Origin of the sequence: Dyadobacter sp. CY343 (assembly GCF_021390335.1) — a bacterium.
Classification (GTDB): Bacteria; Bacteroidota; Bacteroidia; order Cytophagales; family Spirosomataceae; genus Dyadobacter.
In genome coordinates this window covers 352,298-372,758 of sequence record NZ_JAJUXK010000002.1, presented here as the reverse complement: position 1 = coordinate 372,758, position 20,461 = coordinate 352,298, and the positions used below count along the sequence as shown (strand labels likewise).

Annotated in this window: 14 protein-coding genes; 7 read left to right on the top strand and 7 right to left on the bottom strand. The window is 48.7% G+C overall.

The features are described from left to right. Positions 1-23: 23 nt before the first annotated feature. Positions 24-872, bottom strand: a complete 849-nt coding sequence (locus LZG94_RS08095; RefSeq protein WP_215232932.1) for a neutral zinc metallopeptidase — start codon at positions 870-872, stop codon at positions 24-26. A gap of 130 nt (positions 873-1,002) precedes the next feature. On the opposite strand from LZG94_RS08095, the gene LZG94_RS08090 reads away from it, so the two are divergent. Genes LZG94_RS08090 through LZG94_RS08075 form a run of 4 tightly spaced genes read left to right on the top strand, consistent with a single transcriptional unit; the run spans position 1,003 to position 8,689 of the window. Continuing rightward, positions 1,003-4,227 (top strand): DUF1553 domain-containing protein, encoded by a 3,225-nt coding sequence (locus LZG94_RS08090; protein ID WP_233791418.1) that lies wholly within the window; start codon positions 1,003-1,005, stop codon positions 4,225-4,227. Positions 4,228-4,230: 3 nt separating this feature from the next. Beyond that, positions 4,231-5,742: a DUF1501 domain-containing protein gene (locus tag LZG94_RS08085; protein WP_233791417.1), complete on the top strand. Its 1,512-nt coding sequence runs from the start codon at positions 4,231-4,233 to the stop codon at positions 5,740-5,742. Between the two features lie 27 nt (positions 5,743-5,769). Further along, complete coding sequence (locus LZG94_RS08080) at positions 5,770-6,960, top strand: esterase (protein ID WP_233791415.1); 1,191 nt, start codon at positions 5,770-5,772, stop codon at positions 6,958-6,960. A gap of 16 nt (positions 6,961-6,976) precedes the next feature. Continuing rightward, on the top strand, positions 6,977-8,689 hold the full coding sequence (locus tag LZG94_RS08075; RefSeq protein WP_233791413.1) for a GMC oxidoreductase: 1,713 nt from the start codon (positions 6,977-6,979) through the stop codon (positions 8,687-8,689). A 90-nt stretch (positions 8,690-8,779) separates the two neighbouring features. Here LZG94_RS08075 and LZG94_RS08070 read toward each other — a convergent pair whose 3' ends face one another. Both LZG94_RS08070 and LZG94_RS08065 read right to left on the bottom strand, forming a co-directional pair. Beyond that, positions 8,780-8,977 (bottom strand): KTSC domain-containing protein, encoded by a 198-nt coding sequence (locus LZG94_RS08070; protein WP_233791411.1) that lies wholly within the window; start codon positions 8,975-8,977, stop codon positions 8,780-8,782. Between the two features lie 8 nt (positions 8,978-8,985). Next, positions 8,986-9,669: a lipid-binding SYLF domain-containing protein gene (locus LZG94_RS08065; protein WP_233791410.1), complete on the bottom strand. Its 684-nt coding sequence runs from the start codon at positions 9,667-9,669 to the stop codon at positions 8,986-8,988. 216 nt (positions 9,670-9,885) lie between these two features. On the opposite strand from LZG94_RS08065, the gene LZG94_RS08060 reads away from it, so the two are divergent. The 3 genes from LZG94_RS08060 to LZG94_RS08050 all read left to right on the top strand — a co-directional run bounded on the left by LZG94_RS08060 (position 9,886) and on the right by LZG94_RS08050 (position 13,407). Continuing rightward, positions 9,886-10,365 carry a Dps family protein gene (locus LZG94_RS08060; RefSeq protein ID WP_215232925.1) on the top strand — a complete coding sequence of 160 codons (480 nt, stop codon included), beginning with the start codon at positions 9,886-9,888 and terminating at the stop codon, positions 10,363-10,365. Positions 10,366-10,461: 96 nt separating this feature from the next. Beyond that, positions 10,462-11,787 (top strand): cytochrome P450, encoded by a 1,326-nt coding sequence (locus LZG94_RS08055; protein WP_233791408.1) that lies wholly within the window; start codon positions 10,462-10,464, stop codon positions 11,785-11,787. Between the two features lie 6 nt (positions 11,788-11,793). Further along, positions 11,794-13,407 carry a Na+/H+ antiporter gene (locus tag LZG94_RS08050; RefSeq protein WP_233791404.1) on the top strand — a complete coding sequence of 538 codons (1,614 nt, stop codon included), beginning with the start codon at positions 11,794-11,796 and terminating at the stop codon, positions 13,405-13,407. 13 nt (positions 13,408-13,420) lie between these two features. On the opposite strand, the gene LZG94_RS08045 is transcribed toward LZG94_RS08050, so the two are convergent. The 4 genes from LZG94_RS08045 to LZG94_RS08030 form a co-directional block, all read right to left on the bottom strand. Further along, a complete protein-coding gene (locus LZG94_RS08045; protein WP_233791403.1) occupies positions 13,421-14,374 on the bottom strand; it encodes a bifunctional UDP-sugar hydrolase/5'-nucleotidase in 954 nt (317 codons plus the stop codon). Further along, positions 14,349-15,110, bottom strand: coding sequence for a 5'-nucleotidase C-terminal domain-containing protein (locus LZG94_RS08040; protein ID WP_233791402.1), 762 nt, complete (start codon positions 15,108-15,110; stop codon positions 14,349-14,351). The genes LZG94_RS08045 and LZG94_RS08040 overlap by 26 nt, the downstream gene beginning before the upstream one ends. A 125-nt stretch (positions 15,111-15,235) precedes the next feature. Next, positions 15,236-16,822 (bottom strand): RagB/SusD family nutrient uptake outer membrane protein, encoded by a 1,587-nt coding sequence (locus LZG94_RS08035; RefSeq protein ID WP_233791401.1) that lies wholly within the window; start codon positions 16,820-16,822, stop codon positions 15,236-15,238. 15 nt (positions 16,823-16,837) lie between these two features. Further along, positions 16,838-20,428 (bottom strand): TonB-dependent receptor, encoded by a 3,591-nt coding sequence (locus LZG94_RS08030; protein WP_233791400.1) that lies wholly within the window; start codon positions 20,426-20,428, stop codon positions 16,838-16,840. Between the last annotated feature and the right edge of the window lie 33 nt (positions 20,429-20,461).

The following is a 20,461-nucleotide window of genomic DNA, read 5'->3' as shown; positions in this document are numbered from 1 at the left end:
AAAACCATTCCTCCCCTCAAATATTATTGTATATCGTCAAACTTACCCTGATTCAAATCGCCCGTTTCGAAGCCTTTTTTGAACCAATACATCCGCTGCTCGGAAGTACCGTGGGTAAATGCGTCGGGTACTACGCGCCCTTGCGATTCCTGCTGCAACTTATCATCACCGATCGCATTAGCTGCTTTTAAAGCCGATTCCAGATCGCCCGGTTCGAGGATATTCGCCATTTCCTGCGCGTGGTTTGCCCACACACCGGCCAGAAAATCTGCCTGCAATTCCAGCTTGACCGAAAGTTTGTTGTACTCCGTTTCACTGATCCTGCCGCGTTGTTGCTGCAACTGATCCGAAATTCCCATTAAATTCTGTACGTGGTGACCAACTTCGTGCGCCACTACGTAAGCCACTGCAAAATCGCCCGGCGCTTTAAAACGGTCGCGCAGCAGGTCACAAAAAGAAAGATCAATGTAAACCTTCTGATCGGCCGGACAGTAAAATGGTCCCATTGCCGACGATGCGCCTCCGCAGCCGCTTTGGGTCGCATCTTCAAAAATCTGCAACTTAGGCTTCACGTATTGCGCGTCGTTCGCCGCATAGATATTCGTCCAGACATCCTCGGTGCTGCCCAGTACCGCAGTTACGAAATCGGCTGTCCGGTCGTCGGGACGGGGGCCGGGCGGGCGGCTTTGTACCTGCTCACTTTGCCCGGTACCTTGCAGGTTACCCAGGATTTCGCTGGGATCCTGCCCGGTTAAAAGTCCGATCGCGAGCACGATGATCATCCCGATCCCGCCGATCGCAACTTTGCCGCCACCGGACATGCCGCGGCGGTCTTCTACATTACTGCTTCTTCGTAAATCCTGCCAACGCATTTTACAGATCGGTTAAATTGAAGACGTTTATTGCAATGTATGCTAATTATGTGCCACTGTAAAAATAGGAATATGGCAATTTAAAGCGAATCTTAAATTATATTTATATGTAGAAGTCCTTTACCCACTGATGAAAAAAGCTGCAAAAATTTTTCTGGCCATCTCCATTTCAGGTATTTTTTATGCCTGCTCGCCGCAACTGCCTGATGATGTGGAAGTCGCGATGGAGGCACTTCCTGAAAAGCTCGACTATAACCAGCATGTAAAGCCGGTTCTTTCCGATAAATGTTTCGCCTGCCACGGGCCCGACAAAGCCAAACAAAAAGGCGGTCTCCGGCTGGATCTGGGCGAATCTGCGTTTGCCAAGCTTTCCAAAAATTCCGGCCGTGTGGCAATTTCTCCCGGCGATCTGGCTGACAGTGAGTTTTTTCACCGCATTATTTCTTCCGATCCGGAATATGTAATGCCAACCCCCGAATCTCATTTGTCGCTTTCCGCGGCTGAAAAAGCCATTTTGATCCGGTGGATCGACGAAGGTGCTGAGTACAAGCCGCACTGGGCATTTGTAAAACCAGAAAAAGCAGAAGTACCTGAAATTCATCACACTAACCTGGCCGTTAATCCGATTGACCATTTTGTATTTAAAAAACTGGAAGACCAGAAGCTACAACCAGCGGCGCAGGCTGAAAAGGAACTATTGCTCAGGCGCGTTTCCCTCGATCTGACCGGCCTGCCCCCTACTCTCGAAGAAACAGACGCATTTTTAAAGGATAATAGCGCAAATGCGTACGAAAAACAGGTTGACCGGCTGCTTGCCTCGCCGCATTATGGTGAAAAAATGGCCGTCGACTGGCTCGACCTCGCGCGCTTCGCCGACTCTCATGGCTATACGGTCGACCGGCTGCGGGATATGTCGCCTTACCGCGATTGGGTAATCGGCGCATTTAACAAAAATATGCATTATGATCAGTTTATCGCGTGGCAGCTGGCGGGCGACTTAATGCCGAAGCCTACGCGAGATATGATGGTAGCGACCGCATTTAACCGAAACCACCAGCAAAATATGGAGGGCGGGATCATCGAGGAGGAATTTCAGGCGGAATACGTGGTCGACCGTACCAATACATTCGGCGACGCGTTTCTCGGACTTTCAGTAGGCTGCGCCAAATGCCACGATCACAAGTACGACCCGATTTCGCAGAAAAATTACTACGAGCTTTTCAGTTTTTTCAACAATGTAAAAGAAGCAGGGCAAATCTCCTGGGACGACGCAATGCCTACGCCTACTATGCTGCTGCCGACCGGCGACCAGGAAAAAACGCTCGCTTTTATAAAGAAACAGATTAAAACAGAAGAAAGTAATCTCGATATAGTAAAGCAAAATGCAGAGCCGGGATTCCAGAAGTGGCTTACAACCGGTGGATACAAGGTTTTGGCCAAACAGGAAATCTCCCAAAACGGCTTGCAGGCGCGGTTTACATTCGAAAATGGTTCGCTTAAAAATGCAATTAACCCGAAGGATATTGGCGTAATGAAACGTGAATCGGGCGGCGCAGGCGGCGATCCGGAATTTACGGATACTAAAAATGGAAAGGCATTGAAGCTGAATGGTGACGTTTTTCTGGATCTAAACCAGGCGGGTGTTTTTAAAAAATCAGAACCTTTCAGTATTGGTATCCATGTAAATATTCCCAAAAACTTAAAGGAAGGTGTGCTTCTGCACAAGAGTCAGGCGGAGCGGCTTTACAACTTCCGGGGTTACCATTTGTATTTAAGAAACGACCGGCTGGAATTGAATATGGCCCACACAGCTCCCGCCGATGCAATTACGCGCATTGCGACATCACCTGTACCGAGAGACAAATGGATTCAGCTGACGATCACTTATGACGGATCTTCACAAGCGAAAGGTTTCAGATTGTTTCAGGATGGCGCGGAGCTGGCGATGGAAACGACGATGGACCAGCTTCGGAAAGAAATTCTGTTCAAATCACAGGTACAGCCCGGCTTGCAGATCGGCGCGTGGTGGCGGGGATTTGGACTTACGGGCGGCCAGGTGGATGATATATTGGTCTATAACCGGGAACTCTCGCCATTTGAAGTTCAGATTTTGGCTAAAAAAACAAACTGGGCGGCTATTGCCGGCAAACAACCTTCCGAACTTACCGGCCGGGAAACGCAGATATTAAAGACCTATTACCTGTCAGCCGCGAGTAAAGAAACCGCCGCCGCCCGGCTTTCATTGCAGCAAAAACGCAGCGAGCTGACAGACTCTACCGAAAAGATCCAGGAGCTGATGGTGATGCAGGAAATGCCGAAACCGAAACAGGCACACGTTCTGCTCCGCGGAAATTATGATTCGCCGGGCGAGAAAGTGTATCCTGCTACCCCTTCTTCCATATTAGCTTTTCCAAAAAATTTACCTAAAAACCGCCTGGGTCTTGCCCGGTGGCTCACTCAGCCCGACCACCCGCTCACTGCCCGCGTGGAAGTGAATCGCCTTTGGCAGAACTTCTTCGGTACCGGACTGGTGAAAACGACGGAAGATTTCGGCAATCAGGGAGAAATGCCCACGCACCCGGAACTGCTTGACTGGCTGGCGGTTACCTTCCGTGAATCGGGCTGGGATATGAAGAAAATGAACAAGCTGATCGTGATGTCGGCAACTTACCGGCAAAATTCCCGAGCCACTAGGGAAACGCGGGAACGCGACCCGGAAAACCGAATGCTGGCAAGGGGCCCGGCAAACAGAATGTCAGCTGAAATGATCCGCGATAATGCATTGGTTGCAAGCGGTTTATTAAACAAAAAGATAGGCGGGAAAAGCATTAAACCTTACCAGCCCGACGGCCTCTGGTCGATCAACAGCAGCAATTATGTTCCCGATTCGGGCGACGCGGTGTACAGGAGAAGCTTGTATGTGATCGTCAAACGTTCGGTACCGCACCCGACTTTGTCGACATTCGATGCCACGACCCGCAGTTTTTGTGTGGTCAGGAGACAAAAAACGAATACGCCGCTGCAAGCACTTGTCACATTAAACGACCCGACATTTGTGGAAGCAGTGAAAGTAATGGGAGAAAAAATGTCGAAAATTCCTGATGACCGTCAGGCAATTACGCTGGCTTACCGGCAACTGACGGGTAGGAAGCCGCCGGTCAGGGAAGTGGATCTGCTGCTTTCTTTACAAAAAACCGAAAGAGAGAAATTCACCAAAAACCCTAAGAAAACCGCAGGCTGGCTGGGTACCGGACAATACAAAGTGGATCCGTCGCTGGATGCTGCTTTGCTTGCGGCAAATAGTGTAGTAGCGAGCACGATTCTTAATTCTGACGCCAGTTTAACCAAAAGATAGGCTATGTCACACCATCACGACGAGGAGTTCAGAATGCATTCGCCGGACTTCAATGAGCTGCATAAAAAGCTGGACAGGCGCCGGTTTCTAACCAGAACCTCGCTCGGAATGGGCGCTCTGGCGGTTGGATCGCTATTCGGGCTTGACAAGATATATGGTTCGGCTTCAAGGCAGCAACCTTCTGCCGGCGATGTGGAGGCAGATATCTTGAAAGCATTACCCCATATTGCCCCGAAAGCAAAGCGGGTTGTATACCTGTTTATGGCGGGCGGACCTTCGCAGTTTGAGACATTTGATTACAAACCCAAACTGGCAAATCTGGCGGGACAAAACCTGCCGGATTCGGTACGAAAAGGCCAGCGACTGACGGGCATGAGCGCCAGCCAGAGTGCATTGCCGATGGTCCCTTCGATCTACAATTTCAGCCAGCACGGAAAAAACGATACGTGGGTAAGCGAGCTGCTGCCCCACACCGCCAGGGTGGTCGATGACCTTTGCATTGTCAAATCCATTTACTCGGAGGCGATTAATCATGACCCGGCTATTACGTTTTTTCAAACGGGAAATCAGCTTCCTGGTCGGCCTTCGATCGGCAGCTGGGTGAGTTATGGGCTAGGCTCGGATAATAATAATCTGCCTACATTCATTGTATTGGTTTCAAAAAACGCTCCCAAAGATCAGCCGCTTTACGCGCGGTTATGGGGAAACGGATTCCTGGAATCCCGTCATCAGGGCGTGCAGTTTCGTTCGGGTAAAGATCCTGTTTTGTTTCTGAATAATCCCGAAGGTTACGATGGTGCCGACAGGAAGGAAATGCTGCAATATCTGTCCAAACTGAATCAGCTGCAAAACGATTCGTATGGCGATCCTGAGATCAATAACCGCATTGCGCAGTATGAAATGGCATTTCGGATGCAAACTTCGGTGCCGGAAGTAATGGATACCGCAGGCGAACCCGACGAAGTATTTGATTTGTACGGGCCAGATAGTCGCGACGCAGGGACTTATGCAGCTAATTGCTTACTGGCAAGGAAGTTACTAGAAAAGGATGTGAAATTCGTGCAGCTTTATCACCAGGGCTGGGACCAGCACGGCGGCTTGCCAAAAGGTATCGCAAGGCAATGCAAGGATACCGACCAGGCGACGGCGGCATTGATCATGGACTTGAAAAGACGTGGTTTGCTGGATGATACGCTCGTAGTTTGGGGCGGTGAATTTGGGCGCACCGTGTATTCACAAGGCAAGCTCACAGCCGACGATTATGGCCGCGATCACCATCCCCGGTGCTTTACGATGTGGATGGCGGGCGCGGGGGTGAAGGCTGGGATCAGTTATGGGGAAACGGACGATTTCAGTTATAATATCGTCAAAGATCCGGTTCACGTGCACGATTTTCACGCGACTTTGATGCATTTAATGGGTGTTGATCACGAGCGGCTTACCTATAAATTCCAGGGCAGAAGGTTTCGGCTTACTGACGTGCATGGGAACCTGGTGAAAGATATTCTGGCCTGACAAACGTTTCTTATTTATTTATACAAAATGAAAAAAATCAAAACGCTGCTACTGATTTCCACTATCGTTTTAAATGCTTCGGGAATGGTTGCGGCGCAGCAGGCGAATGTAAATCTGGACTATAATCCCCAGAAAAACACCCAGAACCTGGTGCCTTACGGAGGCAATGTAGTTTCACCCGAAGTACATGATGATCATACTGTTACGTTCCGCGTGAAAGCACCGGACGTGCAGAAAGTGGAACTTACTGGCGGGCCAATTTTGCTTGCGTTAAAATCCAAAAACGCGATCCCATTTACCAAAAATGCAGACGGAATATGGACATTGACCGTGGGGCCGGTGAAGCCGAATATTTATGTGTACCGCCTGCTGATCGACGGCGTGGCGGTGGTGGATCCGGCGAATACACTAACCGGCGCATCGAATCAGCCGGGGTACAGCAATCTGGTTGTGCATGATAGTCAGCCAGCTTATTATGATGCAAAACCCGTCCCGCACGGAAGTGTGACGCGGCATATTTACCACTCTGCTGTTTTAAATGGTGAGCGGGAAATGTTTGTCTATACGCCGCCGGGTTATGATCCGAAAAAGAAATATCCGGTCCTCTATCTCCTCGGCGGCAGCGGTGAGCTGGCAAATGGCTGGGAGCTGGATGGAAAGGCTAATTTCATCGCAGATAATCTGCTTGCGGAAGGAAAGATAGTACCGATGATCATCGCAATGCCTAACAATCAGGTACTGCACCGGAACGATCCCAAACATCTTGAACAGACTTACAAATTATTCGAAAACGAGCTCAGAAAGCATATTGTACCCTATATCGACTCGCATTACAGTACGATCAAAGACCGCAGGTCGCGTGCCATTTCCGGACTTTCAATGGGCGGCCGGCACACAGAGGCGGTGGGTTTCAATGCAATAGACTTGTTCAGTTCTTTTGGGATACTGAGCGCCGGCGATCTTGAACCGGAAAAGCTTAATCCTGCTTTTTTTAATGATCCTAAAATAAAAGACAAGGTGGATTATCTGCTCATCGGGCTAGGCAGCGGCGAGCTGGACTTTGTAGGTAAAAGATCCGCCGCAACGCACGAGGCACTGGACAAAATTGGTGTCAAACACGACTATTTCATAGGCGGAGAAGGTGCACATGACTGGGGTACCTGGCGGCTTTTATTGCACGATAAGCTCCTGCCTAATTTATGGAAAAAGAAACCCTGACCGTGTAAATAACCAAATGGCAAATTTTAATATCGATGCGGAAAAGGCACAAACCTTTGATGCAATTGTGGTAGGAACCGGGATAAGCGGCGGCTGGGCAGCAAAAGAACTGACAGAAAAAGGCCTGAAAACGCTGGTTTTGGAACGAGGGAAAGATGTAAAACACATTGTAGATTACCCGACCACCAATATGTTCCCCTGGGAATTTGAGCACCGTGGCCAGCCTTCCCTGGCAATCCGCGAGGCGAATCCGATGGCGAGCAAGCATTATATTTTCAAAGAAGATGCCATGCATTTTGTGGTAAAAGACGCGGAACATCCGTATGTGCAGGACAAGCCTTTTGACTGGATGCGCGGATACCAGGTAGGCGGACGCTCGCTACTCTGGGCGCGGCAAACACAACGGTGGTCAGACTTTGATTTCGAAGGTCCGGCGCGCGACGGATTCGCTACTGACTGGCCGATCAGGTACAAGGATATTGCGCCCTGGTACAGTTACGTGGAAAAGTTTGCAGGTATATCAGGAAACAAAGACGGGCTACCACAACTTCCTGATGGTGAGTTCCTTCCGCCACACGAATTAACGTGTGTGGAAAAGCATTTCAGCGAACAGACTGCTAAAAACTATAACAATACGCGACCGATTATCATTGGTCGGGCGGCGCATATTACCGACCCGCAGCCGGTTCACCTGGAACAGGGACGCGCCAAGTGCCAGCACCGGAATATGTGCCAGCGCGGTTGTCCGTTCGGCGGGTATTTCAGCACCAATTCTTCTACCTTACCATGGGCTGAAAAAACGGGAAATCTGACATTAAGACCGCATTCTGTTGTGCATTCAGTGATTTATGACGAGAAAAAGAAGCGCGCAACCGGCGTGAGGATGGTAGATATACTAACCAGGGAGATGACGGAATATTACGCCAGGATCATTTTCGTAAATGCGTCGGCGATCAATTCCAATCTGATTTTGCTTAATTCCAAATCCAACCGCTTTCCAAACGGACTGGGTAACGATAGTGAGGTCCTGGGTAAATTCATTGGTTTCCACAATTACCGCGGCCGCGTAAGCGCCGAGTTTGACGGTTTCCACGACCGCACCACCGACGGTCGCCGGCCAAATGGTTCTTATATTCCAAGATTCAGGAACGTAGCCAAGCAGGAAACCGATTTCCTCCGCGGCTACGCAGTTTCTATGAATACTTCAAAACTCGGTAACCAGAATGCGGGCATTGGTGAAGACCTGAAAAACAGCCTTTTCGCGCCGGATAACAGCGGCTGGTCGATTGCCGCGCAGATGATGGGAGAAACTCTGATGAAAGAATCCAATATGATCAGCCTGCACCCTACCCTGAAAGATCAGTGGGACATTCCTCAGCTGAAAATGTCCGTCGCATTTGACGACAACGATATGAAAATGGTGGAAGATTTTTATACAGAGCTGAGCGAAATGTTGTCGAAAGCTGGTTTTATCAACATCAAAACCTCGGACACGAAAAGAAACCCCGGCAGCGAAAATCACGAAATGGGCGGCATTAAAATGGGTAAAGACCCAAAAACATCGATACTAAATGAGTGGAACCAAATGCACCACTGCCCCAATGTATTCGTCACCGACGGAGGCAGCATGGTCTCAACCGCCACCCAAAACCCCTCACTAACCTACATGGCACTCACGGCAAGAGCAGTAGATTACGCCGTGAAGGAAATGCGGCGGGGAGGGATTTAAAGGGAGGAAAGGAGGATGGAGGAAGGGAAAAAGGAGAGAAAAAAGTACCTTCCTACCTTCCTCCCTTCCTCCCTTTCCTCCTTCCTCCCTTCACCCCACCTTCTCAAACTCAAAATTCCCCTTCACATACTTATTCAAAAAAGTGCCTTTGGAAAACGAGGCTTTCATGGCCTGGTATACTTCCAGAGGCACTTTTTTGTAGTCGTAAACCATCCCTGACACGTATACTACGCGTAACGTTTCAGTGTCTCCATCATAATTGAAATAGGAAATTACTGAGGATGGCATTGGGGTGATCAGTTAAATTCGTCTAATCTGGTTCTCAGGTCGTCGACTGGCTTTGAAGCTATTTTTGACTTTTTGAATGTCGTATTCGCGTCGGTCCAGTCGTCGTAAAAGTCATTGTTGGCTTTGTTGTCAACTGCCAATGCGGCTCCGTTCAGGGTGATGCCGGCAAACAAACCTTTGCTTCTTGAATAGGAATACACTTCTGCTTCAAGTTTGTAATCTGTTTGTGCAGAGGAACTTCTGCCCATTGGTCCGGCTGCAACTGAGAGGTCACCGCCCAGTGTGAAGCTGCCTTTTCCTATTTCCATAAGCGTTTTGCTGTTCTTGAAAACCAATACCAGATCAACTGACTGTACGCCGATCTGCGCGCCGATGCTTCCTCCTGTGATCGTGATAAATACCGGATCGCTCCATTCGCCGTTCTCCTTTTTTACCATCGCCAGGCCCCGGCCGTATTTGCCGCCGAGCATCAATCCTGCATTGATCATTTTAGGGACGATGATGATCCCTTTCGACATATTCAGAAGCTGGGCAGGGATATTCTCCTGCATTTCGTTAAAATCATTCAGTACAGCCGTCGCCGCTTTCACCTTTTCTTCCTCTTTTACCTGCGCTGAAACATTGGCAGTTGAGCACAGACACATCAATAACATTACTCCGAAAAAACTCCCTTTCAACTTCGCGATCAACATGGTTTAAATAATTAGTGGATTTGAGTACCTGACTGTAAAGTATCGTGCCCGAAACGCCGCATTTCAGCTTTTTTAAATGGTGCAGGCAAGTGGAATTACGATACTTTGACAGTTTTCGAGGAGATTAACGTATAGAGTTTGGAAGTATGATATTTTGGTATGATTTTGTTGTTTCAATAACCTGAAACACGATTTTCAATTTTCCCAGCTATTATTATGGATGCTAACGAAATCAGCCTCAATGAACAGGAAGTTAAGCCTGTTGTAGATTTGTTGAACGACTATCTTGCCAACTATCACATTCACTATCAGAAACTGAGGGGATGTCACTGGAATGTAAAAGGTCAGAGCTTTTTCACCCTTCATGTCAAATTCGAAGAACTTTATACCAATGCGCAGCTTACGATCGATGAGATCGCAGAAAGGGTATTAACGCTCGGAAAGCCGCCTCACAGCCGCTTTGCAGACTATATCAATGAATCCCAGCTGAAAGAAATCAACACAATCGGTATGAAAGACCTGGATATGGTGGACGCGATCCTGGAAGATATGGCGACGCTAATCGGGCTGGAAAGGGAACTGCTGGAAGCTACTTCGCAAGCAGGTGACGATGGTTCCAATGATATGGTGAACCGTTTTATGCAATTCAAGGAAAAAAATACCTGGATGCTGCGTTCTTTCGCAGATAAGAAATAGCATTACCCACATTAATTTGTCAAAACCATCCGTACTGCGGGTGGTTTTTTGTTTGTAAATGACTTATTTGTGTAGCTCTAAAATTTAACGGGAAGCATGCGCCCAATACCAGAATTCCGGATCAGCAGTTTCAGTTTGGTCGGTGCGATCAAATTTGCGCGCGACCCGCTTCATTTTCTTCACCAGGGTTTTGAAACTTGTGGAGATACTTTCAAAATCAAGCTTTTCCGCGAATTTGTGATCAGCCGCGAGCCAGGATTTTTCCGGCATATCTTACAACAGCACAATAAAAATTTTAAGAAAGGCAGTTCGTCCAAAATGTTGCAGCCGGTGTTGGGAAATGGCCTGGTGACGAGCGAGGGAGACTTCTGGCTCCGTCAGAGGCGACTGGTACAACCCGCGTTCCATCGCGAGCGGTTGCAGGAACTGTTCCTCACAATGGGCGAACTGACCAAAAGTTTCCTGGATGAAATGGAGCAACACCGCGGCAAGGAAGCGATCGATATTGACGCGAAAATGATGGGCGTCACTTCGGATATTGCACTCAAAACCTTGTTTGGCAATATGACCAGCGAGGATAAGGCGCAGATATACAAGCAGGTATCACGCACGCAAAAATACCTCGTCACGCGGGTTCGCCGACCGTACCGGCGGCCTCTGATGGCGATCAACGGGGAAAACAGGCATTTCAGAACCGACATCACCTATTTTAATAAGCTCATTTTCGATTTTATAGAACAGCGCCGCCTCTCCGGAGAAGCGCCGAATGATCTGCTTCAATTACTGCTTGACAGTATTGACGAAGATACCGGCGAGCAAATGAACGACCTGCAAATCCGGGACGAAGCGATCACGATGTTTGCAGCCGGCCACGAAACTTCGGCGACTGCATTGAGCTGGCTGCTTTGGGAGCTTTCCAAACAGCCCGAAATTGTGGCGCGGATCAGGCAGGAATGTGAGCTGTTTGAAACGGTACCGTCATTTGAGCAGCTGATGCGAATGCCCTACACCCGCCAGGTTGTGGAAGAAGGACTGCGTTTGTACCCGCCCGCCTGGACGATGACGCGCGAGGCGACAGTCAATCAAGAAATTGAAGGTTACCACGTTCCAAAAGGCACTTCCGTGTTTTTATCGGTTTTCGAACTGCACAGAAATCCGCATCTTTGGGAAAATCCGCTCGTTTTCAATCCCGGGAATTTCAGTGCTGAGCATGTGAAGAACCGGGCTAAGTTCAACTATCTGCCTTTTGGGGCGGGCCCCAGGATCTGCATCGGGCTGCAATTTGCGATGATGGAAATGCAGCTTATACTTTCTGCTTTACTCAAAAGATTTACTTTCGAAAACGACCCCGCGCACGAGGTAGGAATGCATCCGCAGATCGTGCTGAAATCGACGAACGGTATCAAATTATATGTAAAATAGGCCGCGATGCACAACAACATTATTTTATATATATCGCTGATCCTCATTATCTTATTCCTGGTAATGCTCGCGCAGCGGATTAAGGTATCCTACCCTATTGTGCTGGTACTCGGCGGACTTGCATTGAGTTTTATACCGGGTACGCCCACCGTCGAGATCGACCCCGAACTGATCTTTCTGATCTTTCTGCCGCCGCTGCTTTTCGAGGCTGCCTGGCAAACTTCCTGGAAAGAATTCTGGAAATGGCGGCGCGTGATCGGCTCTTTCGCGTTTGGGATCGTGATCTTCACTTCCTGCGTGATCGCATTCGTTTCCAACGCATTAATTCCCGGATTTACGCTTGCACTGGGCTTTTTGCTCGGCGGTATCATTTCGCCGCCAGATGCGGTTGCAGCTACTTCCATATTAAAGGATGTAAAAGTTTCCAAGAGGCTGATCACGATTGTCGAAGGCGAAAGTCTGCTAAACGATGCTTCCAGCTTGATCGTTTTCCGGTTTGCGGTAACGGCCGTAATATCAGGCACATTCATTCTTTCCCAGGCAGTTACCAGTTTTTTTATGGTGATTTTAATGGGATTTGCGATCGGAATGGGCGTCGCGCTGATATTCTACGCGATACACCGCTGGTTGCCTACCACGCCCAGCATTGACACGATTCTCACTTTTGTGGCGCCTTACACGATGTACATTGCGGCAGAAGAATTCCACTATTCCGGCGTGATCGCGGTGGTTACGGGCGGCCTTTTTCTTTCGGAAAGAAGTCACAGTATCCTCAGCCACCTCAGCCGCATTCAAGGGTTTAATGTCTGGGCTACGGTCGGTTTTGTGTTAAACGGACTGGTATTCATGCTCATCGGCCTTGAACTTCCTGTGATCGTAAACCAGCTGGGCGACATTTCTTTGCTTACTGCGATCGGTTACGGACTGATCATTTCGCTGGTCGTGATCGTGACCCGCATTGCGAGTACCCTCGGCGCGTCGGTATTCACTGTTTTTGTGAGCAAGTTCATCAAAACGGCAGATAGCCGGCCGGGCTGGCGTGCGCCGCTGGTGTTTGGCTGGACAGGAATGCGCGGGGTGGTGTCGCTAGCCGCAGCGCTTTCCATTCCGCTGGTGATCCACGGTGGCCAGCCATTTCCGCAGCGCAACCTGATACTATTTATCACTTTTGTGGTGATATTAGTTACACTGGTTTTTCAGGGGCTCACCCTGCCGCTGGTGATCAAATGGCTGAAAGTAGAGGAACTGGATTATGAGGTACCTTCACAGGAGCAGGATATATTGATCAGGAGAAAACTGGCGGAAGCTTCCCTGGCCGTAATCAATGAAAAGTTTGCTGCCGAAATACCTAGAAATGAGCTGCTGCAAAATCTGAAATACAAGCTGGAAAGTGATATCGGCTTCCTGGATCACGTCAACGAAGACGAACACGAAACCAGCGGACGCAATTATATAGCTGAATTCCAAGATATTACCCGAGAGCTACTCGCTTACAAGCGCGCGCTTTTACTTCAATACAACAAAGAAGAAATGTTCGAAGAAGAGGTAATCCGCCAGCACCTCGCACAGCTCGACCTGGAAGAAGAAAAAGTGCGGCAACGATTCCTGCACATGGAATAGCCGCCGGATTTTTCTAAACTAAACCATATTCGTGAACCGGATAAACGGCCGAGACCATGGTATGTTTGCCCGAGTCGCGGTCGAAAAAATAATCCAGCCGACCCAGATTAATACCTGCAAAACCGACCTGGTTGATCGTAGCAGGCTTTCCGTCGAGGTTCATAATCGTTTCCGGGGCTTTCATAAAAGTGTGGGTATGCCCGCCGATGATCAGGTCGATATTCCGGGTTGATTTGGCAAGTACCTGATCAGACACTTTATCGCTCTGGTATTTGTATCCCAAATGCGACAGGCACACAACCAGGTCACATTTCAAGTCATTTTTCAAAATGGAAGCCACTTCATTCGCCTTCGCGATCGGGTCCTGGTAAACCGTTTCGCCATAGTTTTTCTTATTCACCAAACCTTGCAGCTCAATACCCAGCCCAAATATGCCGACTTTAATACCCTGCTTTTTAAATACTTTAAATGCCTGCGTTTTGCCTTTTAGCTCCGTATTATCGAAGTTATAGTTACTTACCAGAAAAGGAAATTGAGCGTGTATGAGTTGTTTATTAAAACCTGCCAAACCATTGTCAAAATCATGGTTTCCCATCGTCGCCGCGTCGTAACCCATTTGGCTCATGAGCGTCATTTCCACTTCGCCACCGTATAAATTAAAGTAAGGTGTTCCCTGAAAAATATCGCCTGCGTCCAGCAAAAGCACATTTGGCTGTTCTGCCCTGATCTTTTTAACCAAAGCGGCACGTCTGGCCACGCCGCCCAACCCCTGGTTTCGCGAACCGTCCATCGGGAAAGGCTCCACCCGGCTGTGCACGTCGTTGGTATGCAGAATCGTCAACTGCACTGTCCGGTCTTTCGCAAAAGCAGCGAGTGGCGAGGCAGCCAGTCCCAGCATTGCCGTCGCGCCCAGACCTTTGCGTAAAAATTCCCTTCTGCTGTTACTGGACAATCGTAATTCTACCATCGAGTTGCGCCTTGATTTTTTTACCCTCGCGGGTCAGATCGTTGATATTTTCTAATATTGCTTCTCTTACTCGCTGGCCGAGGTCCTTTCTTTCCAATGTATTTTTCAGGAAACTCAGCTGATCGCCACCGTCGGCGAGGTAATCGTAGGTTAGTAATGTATAGGTCTTGTTAATGTCAAAAGGCTGGCCGGCTATCGTGACGTCAAATGCTTTTTTGTCCCGGATCTTCATCTGCATTCCCGAAACGGGCTCACCTTCTTTTCGAGCAATAAAATCGATGAGCTGCTGCACATTTTCACCCTTCATTTTCAATACCACCAGTTCATTTTCAAATGGCATTAGCTCAAAAACTTTGGAAACGGTAATATCTCCCTTGGGAAATGTGGTGCGCAGGCCGCCTTTTGTAGATAGTGTAAATTGAATCGAGGGATCTTTTTTCAAACCTTCTTTCAGGATTGCATCGGCAAAGAAATTACCAAGTAACGTTTCCGGCTCGCTTGGTTTGGTCAATTCCTCCTCGGTCTGCCCGATCACGCGGCTCATTTCAGCCTGCATTTTTTCCTTATAAGGCGAATAATACTGCACAGCCGCCGAGTCCTCCCCAACCTGCTGATCGATGCTATATTGCGTGTATTCGCTTTTAGAAACGCTGAGATGCTTTTGGCAGGAGGTGAAGATTCCAAGAAATAAAAGCAACGTTAAAAGTCGTTGCGAGCCTGGTTTTGAAGAAATCATAGAAGCCTTTTAGGTAACTAAATTTACCACAGAAATTTCGATAACCTTGTTGAGCCTGCAAAAAATACTACAAAAACGCCGGGCTATCCTAGCCCGGCGTCTGTAAAGAATGCATTCATTCAATTCTACCAACCGTCATTCTGTCTCAGATTCGGGTTTGCGTCGATCTGCGATTGTGGGATCGGGTAAATTTCCAGCCTTTCGGTGTAGGGGATCAGGATATTGTCTACGATCTGATCCTCGCTCATGGCGGCGATTTCTTCCTTCAATGTACCCCAGCGGCGGATATCGAATACGGTATTGAATTCACCCGTCAGTTCCAGTCTCCTTTCCTTGCGGATCGCGGCGCGCATGTCGGCGACGGTGGCCGCACGGTAGGGAGTGGCCTTCGCACGTGCCCGCACGCGGTTCACGAGTGGCAATGCTTCGGCACTTTTGCCCGTCTCGTTCAATGCTTCGGCCAGACTTAGCAGTACATCCGGAAAACGCATTTCTATCATATCTGCGCTATATCCCTGCACCGCGGCTCCGGCCGGACGAGGTACCCGCGCCAGTTTTCCATACGCAATACCATATTTAAAATCATCGTGGGCGAAGGATGCATTCGTGCGTTTGATCACATAATTTCCGATCGTGGGATTATAGATAATACTGTCGCCAGTCTGTGCATTCCCGCGAGCGGTGCCCTGAAAAACGTATCTCGGAACGAGCGTAAAATCCCTTCGCTGATCCGTCTTTTCATACAATTGGTAAAAACTATAAAGCAGCCCGTAGTTGGTTTGCTCATCTCCATTTACCAAACCAGAAGGGAAAAGATTAAATGGCAGGATATTTCCATTCGGTTGCGAAGAGTTGATGAAATAACCGAAGGAAAGTACAATCTCGCGGTTTCTTTCATTATCAAGAGAAAATACATCTGTAAAATCAGGAAGCAGCTCAAAATCATATTTCTCTTCATTTACAGGACCCACCAGCTGGCTGAACATATCTATCGCTTTCTGGTAATTCTCAGTGCGGTTCAATGGTTTGCCGGCCATTTGCAGGTACACTTTACCTAGTAATGCTTTCACTGTTCCGGCGGAGACCCGGCCCAATTCTGCGCCACCGCGTGAATCGGGTAATCTTGTTTCCGCAAATATCAGGTCCGCTATAATCGCGTCGTACACTTCCACATCGGTCGCACGCGGCGCAAATATCAGATCTTCATCCGCGAGCGAGTTGATCTCTTTCAATATTAGTGGGACGCCACCGAAAAATCTGACAAGGTTAAAGTAAGCATAAGCCCTGAGCACGCGGGCTTCCGCAATGTACGGATCAGCTTCCTCTTCCTCACCCGGAACGGCCTTCGTTGCATTATCGATCACCACATTAGCCCTGAAAATGATCTTGTAAAACCGGCTCCAAACCGATTCGAATGCAGGCGAAGTGGCATTGTGGCCAAAACGATAGTAAGGATCAGCCCCCGAACCCAGGATACCCGCCGTGGCATAACGGTGGCCCGTTTCAGTCAGTGAGAACCGGTTGCTGATATCCCCGAAATCGGGCGCGGTATAAGCATGATAAACGCCGATCGTAGCCTGGTTCAGCCCGTCTTCGTCTTTGAAAACGACCTCTTTGCTCAAAGAAGAATAAGGCGATTCTTCCAGATTGTCCTTGCAGGAAAACATTCCCGTCAGCAGGAGCAGTGCAGCTATTTTTATATGACTTTTCATTTTCGTAGGTCGGAATTAGAAATTACACGAGAAACCAATAGTGTACGAACGCTGCGTCGGATACGCGCCATAATCAATACCCTGCTGCAACAGCGACTGCGCATAAGAGCTCACTTCGGGATCAAAACCGGTATATTTGGTCAGGGTCCACAGGTTTGTTCCCGTCACGAAAAGGCGTGGGTTCTGAACCGGGCCGAGGCGCGGGAATGTGTAAGACAAGCTCAGCATTTTAAGGCGCATAAAGCTACCGTCTTCCAGCATTGTCGAATTAATATCACCCGATGGAATACCGCGCTGGATCCCCGGATATTTCGGATCGTTGTGCACGTTGGATTCGGTATAACGCTTGTTGTACCACTCTTCCGACTGATTAAAACCAACGCCGCTGTATTCCACCACGCCATTCATAATGTAGAAATTGGTCAGGTTCAATACATCGTTTCCGACAGATCCCGTGAAAAGCGCATTCAGCGAGAAGTTTTTCCAGGTCAGGTCGTTACTCCATCCGAATGTAAAGTCAGGTGTTGATTTTCCTAAAACGGTCCGGTCGTCGGCAGTGATGATATTATCGCCATTCACATCTTCATAAATCCACGCGCCGTAGATCGGGGTACCCTTGCTGCCCGCAGGTCTCGGGCCTTCAAATGTGGCGAATGTGGGATTTCCGTCCGCATCGAAATCGGTTGTTTGTGTCAGTCCGGGCACTTTAAAGCCAAAGAACCGGCCAACTTCTTCTCCCGGTGTCAATATCCCCATTACTCCGCCGAGCAGGTTTCCATTGAGAGATACAAAGTCAGATTGCGTTCTTTCGCCGAGATCGACCAGTGTATTGATATTCCGGCTCAGGTTGACTCTCGAAGAAAAAGTTACATTCTTCTTCTGAATGATATTTCCCTGAATACTCAACTCAAATCCCCGGTTACGCATCGTACCATAGTTGTCGATAATGGTACTTACGCCGGCCTGTGTAGGAACTCTCCTTGGTTGAAGCAGATCAGATGTTACCTTATTGTAGTAATCAAAACTGAAAACCAGACGGTCTTTGGCAGTATTGAAATCCATACCCAGATTCAGCTGCCGCGTTCTTTCCCAGGAAAGGTTCGGATTCGCGATCGTATTCGGGAAGATACCCGTACCGATCACCGCGCCATCACCCTGCGGCCCCATTTCATAAAACCCGGAACCATATTGCGAAAGAGAAGAGTAAGGTCCGATCGCCTGGCTACCCGTTTCTCCCCACGATCCTCTGAATTTGGTATTGGAAATAAAGGTAACCCCCTTCATAAATTCTTCCTGATCCAGGTTCCACGCCAGGGCGACAGAAGGGAAAATTCCATATTTATTGTTTGCAGCAAATGCAGACGCGCCGTCGATACGCACCGAGCTATTCAGAACATATTTACCCTTGTAAGAATAGTTTGCCCGCAAAAACCCGGATTGCAAAATCCGCTTTTCCTTGAAGGAGCCGATCGCCTGAGATTGCGCACTTCCGATATTGTCTATTCCAAAAAACGGCACATCATAACCAGAAGCGTTGGTGTTGACGATTTCAACAGTCTGGTCGTTATATTCCACACCCAGCGTCGAATTCAGATAATGGTCTTTGTTGAAGGTTTTTTCATATTGCAGGTACGCATTGACGTTGTAGCTGTACGTATTGGAAGTATTATTACTTCCTTTTCCTCTCACCTGATTTCCCTCTGCCGTGGATGGTGGTAAAAATACTTTCCGTCTGCTCAGGTTTTGGTTTCCGGCAAGACTAACAACCATTTGCAAACCTTCCGCCAGCTTAAAGTAATTCTCGACATTCAGGATAGAATAATCACTCTGCGTCACGTCGGTTTTCGCCATCAGCTCATTCAGGGGATTTGAAAAATAGAACCCTGAATAATTGGGAATACCCATACTGTTGTTTCCAAGATAGTCCAGTTCCAGCGTCGGCGCGGCGCGAAGTCCGTCCATTAACCCGCCCGAACTTGGCCACGCACGAGAAGCAGTTACAGCCCGGTTTGACTTCTGGCGGCTGAAAGAAAACTGCCCTTTTACATTGTACCAGTTATTTACTTCATTGTTGAGGTTGACGCGCAAACTAGCCCGGTTATTATCCGAATTCACGATCGTACCCTTTTCCTGCAAATAGTTCCCCGAGATATAATAGGAAGATTTTTCACTGCCGCCCGATATGCTGAGCGTTACATCCTGCCGGAAACTTGGTTGCGTGATCGCCGCGACCCAGTCGGTATTTGTGAATGCGCTATCGAGGTTTCCAAATGGCGGAGTACGGTCGCTTAAAGCATAACTTTCATTGATAATCTCCGCATATTGCTTGGAATTCATCATTTTGATCGGGTTGGAGACGGTACCAAATGACGTTTTGTTTACCAGCTCTACCCTGCCCTCGCCGCGTTTTCCGGATTTGGTGGTGATCAATACGACCCCGTTTGCACCGCGAGAACCGTAAATTGCGGTCGCCGAGGCGTCTTTAAGGATCTCCATGCTTTCAATATCGTTGGGGTTGATCCCGTACAATCCGTTCTGCTGATACGCGCCGGTGAAGTTGGCACCCGCTTCCCTATACGGCGGCATTGGAAACCCATCGATCACGTAAAGTGGCTCGTTGTTTCCGCTCAGCGAGTTATTACCCCTGATCCTGACAACAGCAGCTGCACCCGGCTCGCCCGAAGTTTCGGTCACCTGCACACCGGTGGTCCGGCCCTGGATTGCCTGGTCGACCGTATTTATTACCGCCGACTTATATTCGGTTGCAGAAACACGCGAAGTAGAGCTTGCCAGATCCCGCTTGCTTTGCGCTCCGTAACCTACTACCACCACTTCTTTCAGCGCTTTCGACTCGGGAAGAAGTTGTACATTAAACTGCGTCTGGTTGCCTACGGGTATTTCTTTGGTTGTAAAACCTACAAAACTGTAAACGAGTATTGCTCCCTGAGCAGGTACCTTCATCTGGAAAGTACCGTCGGGCTCTGTAATCGCCTGAATTGTCGTATTTTTCACCAAAACACTTACTCCTGGCAATCCGGAATTCTTTTCGTCAACCACTTTTCCTTTGATAGATTTCGCATCCGGTCCCAGCTCGGGCGATTGCTGCCCTATTGCACTGTCTGCGGGCTGTGCTGGTTGTGCAGCAGGTTGAGTTGGCTGACCCGCCGGTTGGGCGGGAGCTGCATTGCCGGTTTGAGGTTTTGCATTAAGGCTGTCGGGACGCGCCGCCGGCGTGGCGGTAGTATCGGCTGCGACAGCTGGTTTCTTGGTCGTATCGGGAGGAGTTGTAGGTTTTACCAGCGGATCGAAATTCTGAGTACTTTTTACAGGAACTGTGCCGGTTGCTGGTTTATTGGCTGAATCTGCGGGAGTTTTGGTTGAATCAACCGGTATTTTCGTTTTGGGGAGGGTATCAGTAGCGGGTTTGACGACCGGTGCAATAGTAGTGTCCGGTTTTGCTTTGCGGCTTGAATCTGGAATCACCTGTTGCGCGTAAACGTTTGTCTTGACAAAAAAGAATAGCAGCAGGAGAACCAAACCAATCCTCAGAAAAGTGAGCGTGCCTGAATAGGCTCTACGCCCGCTTAATCGTCGAGTTTCTTGCATATAGATTTTTGGCTAGGTGAAAGGACTATTGTC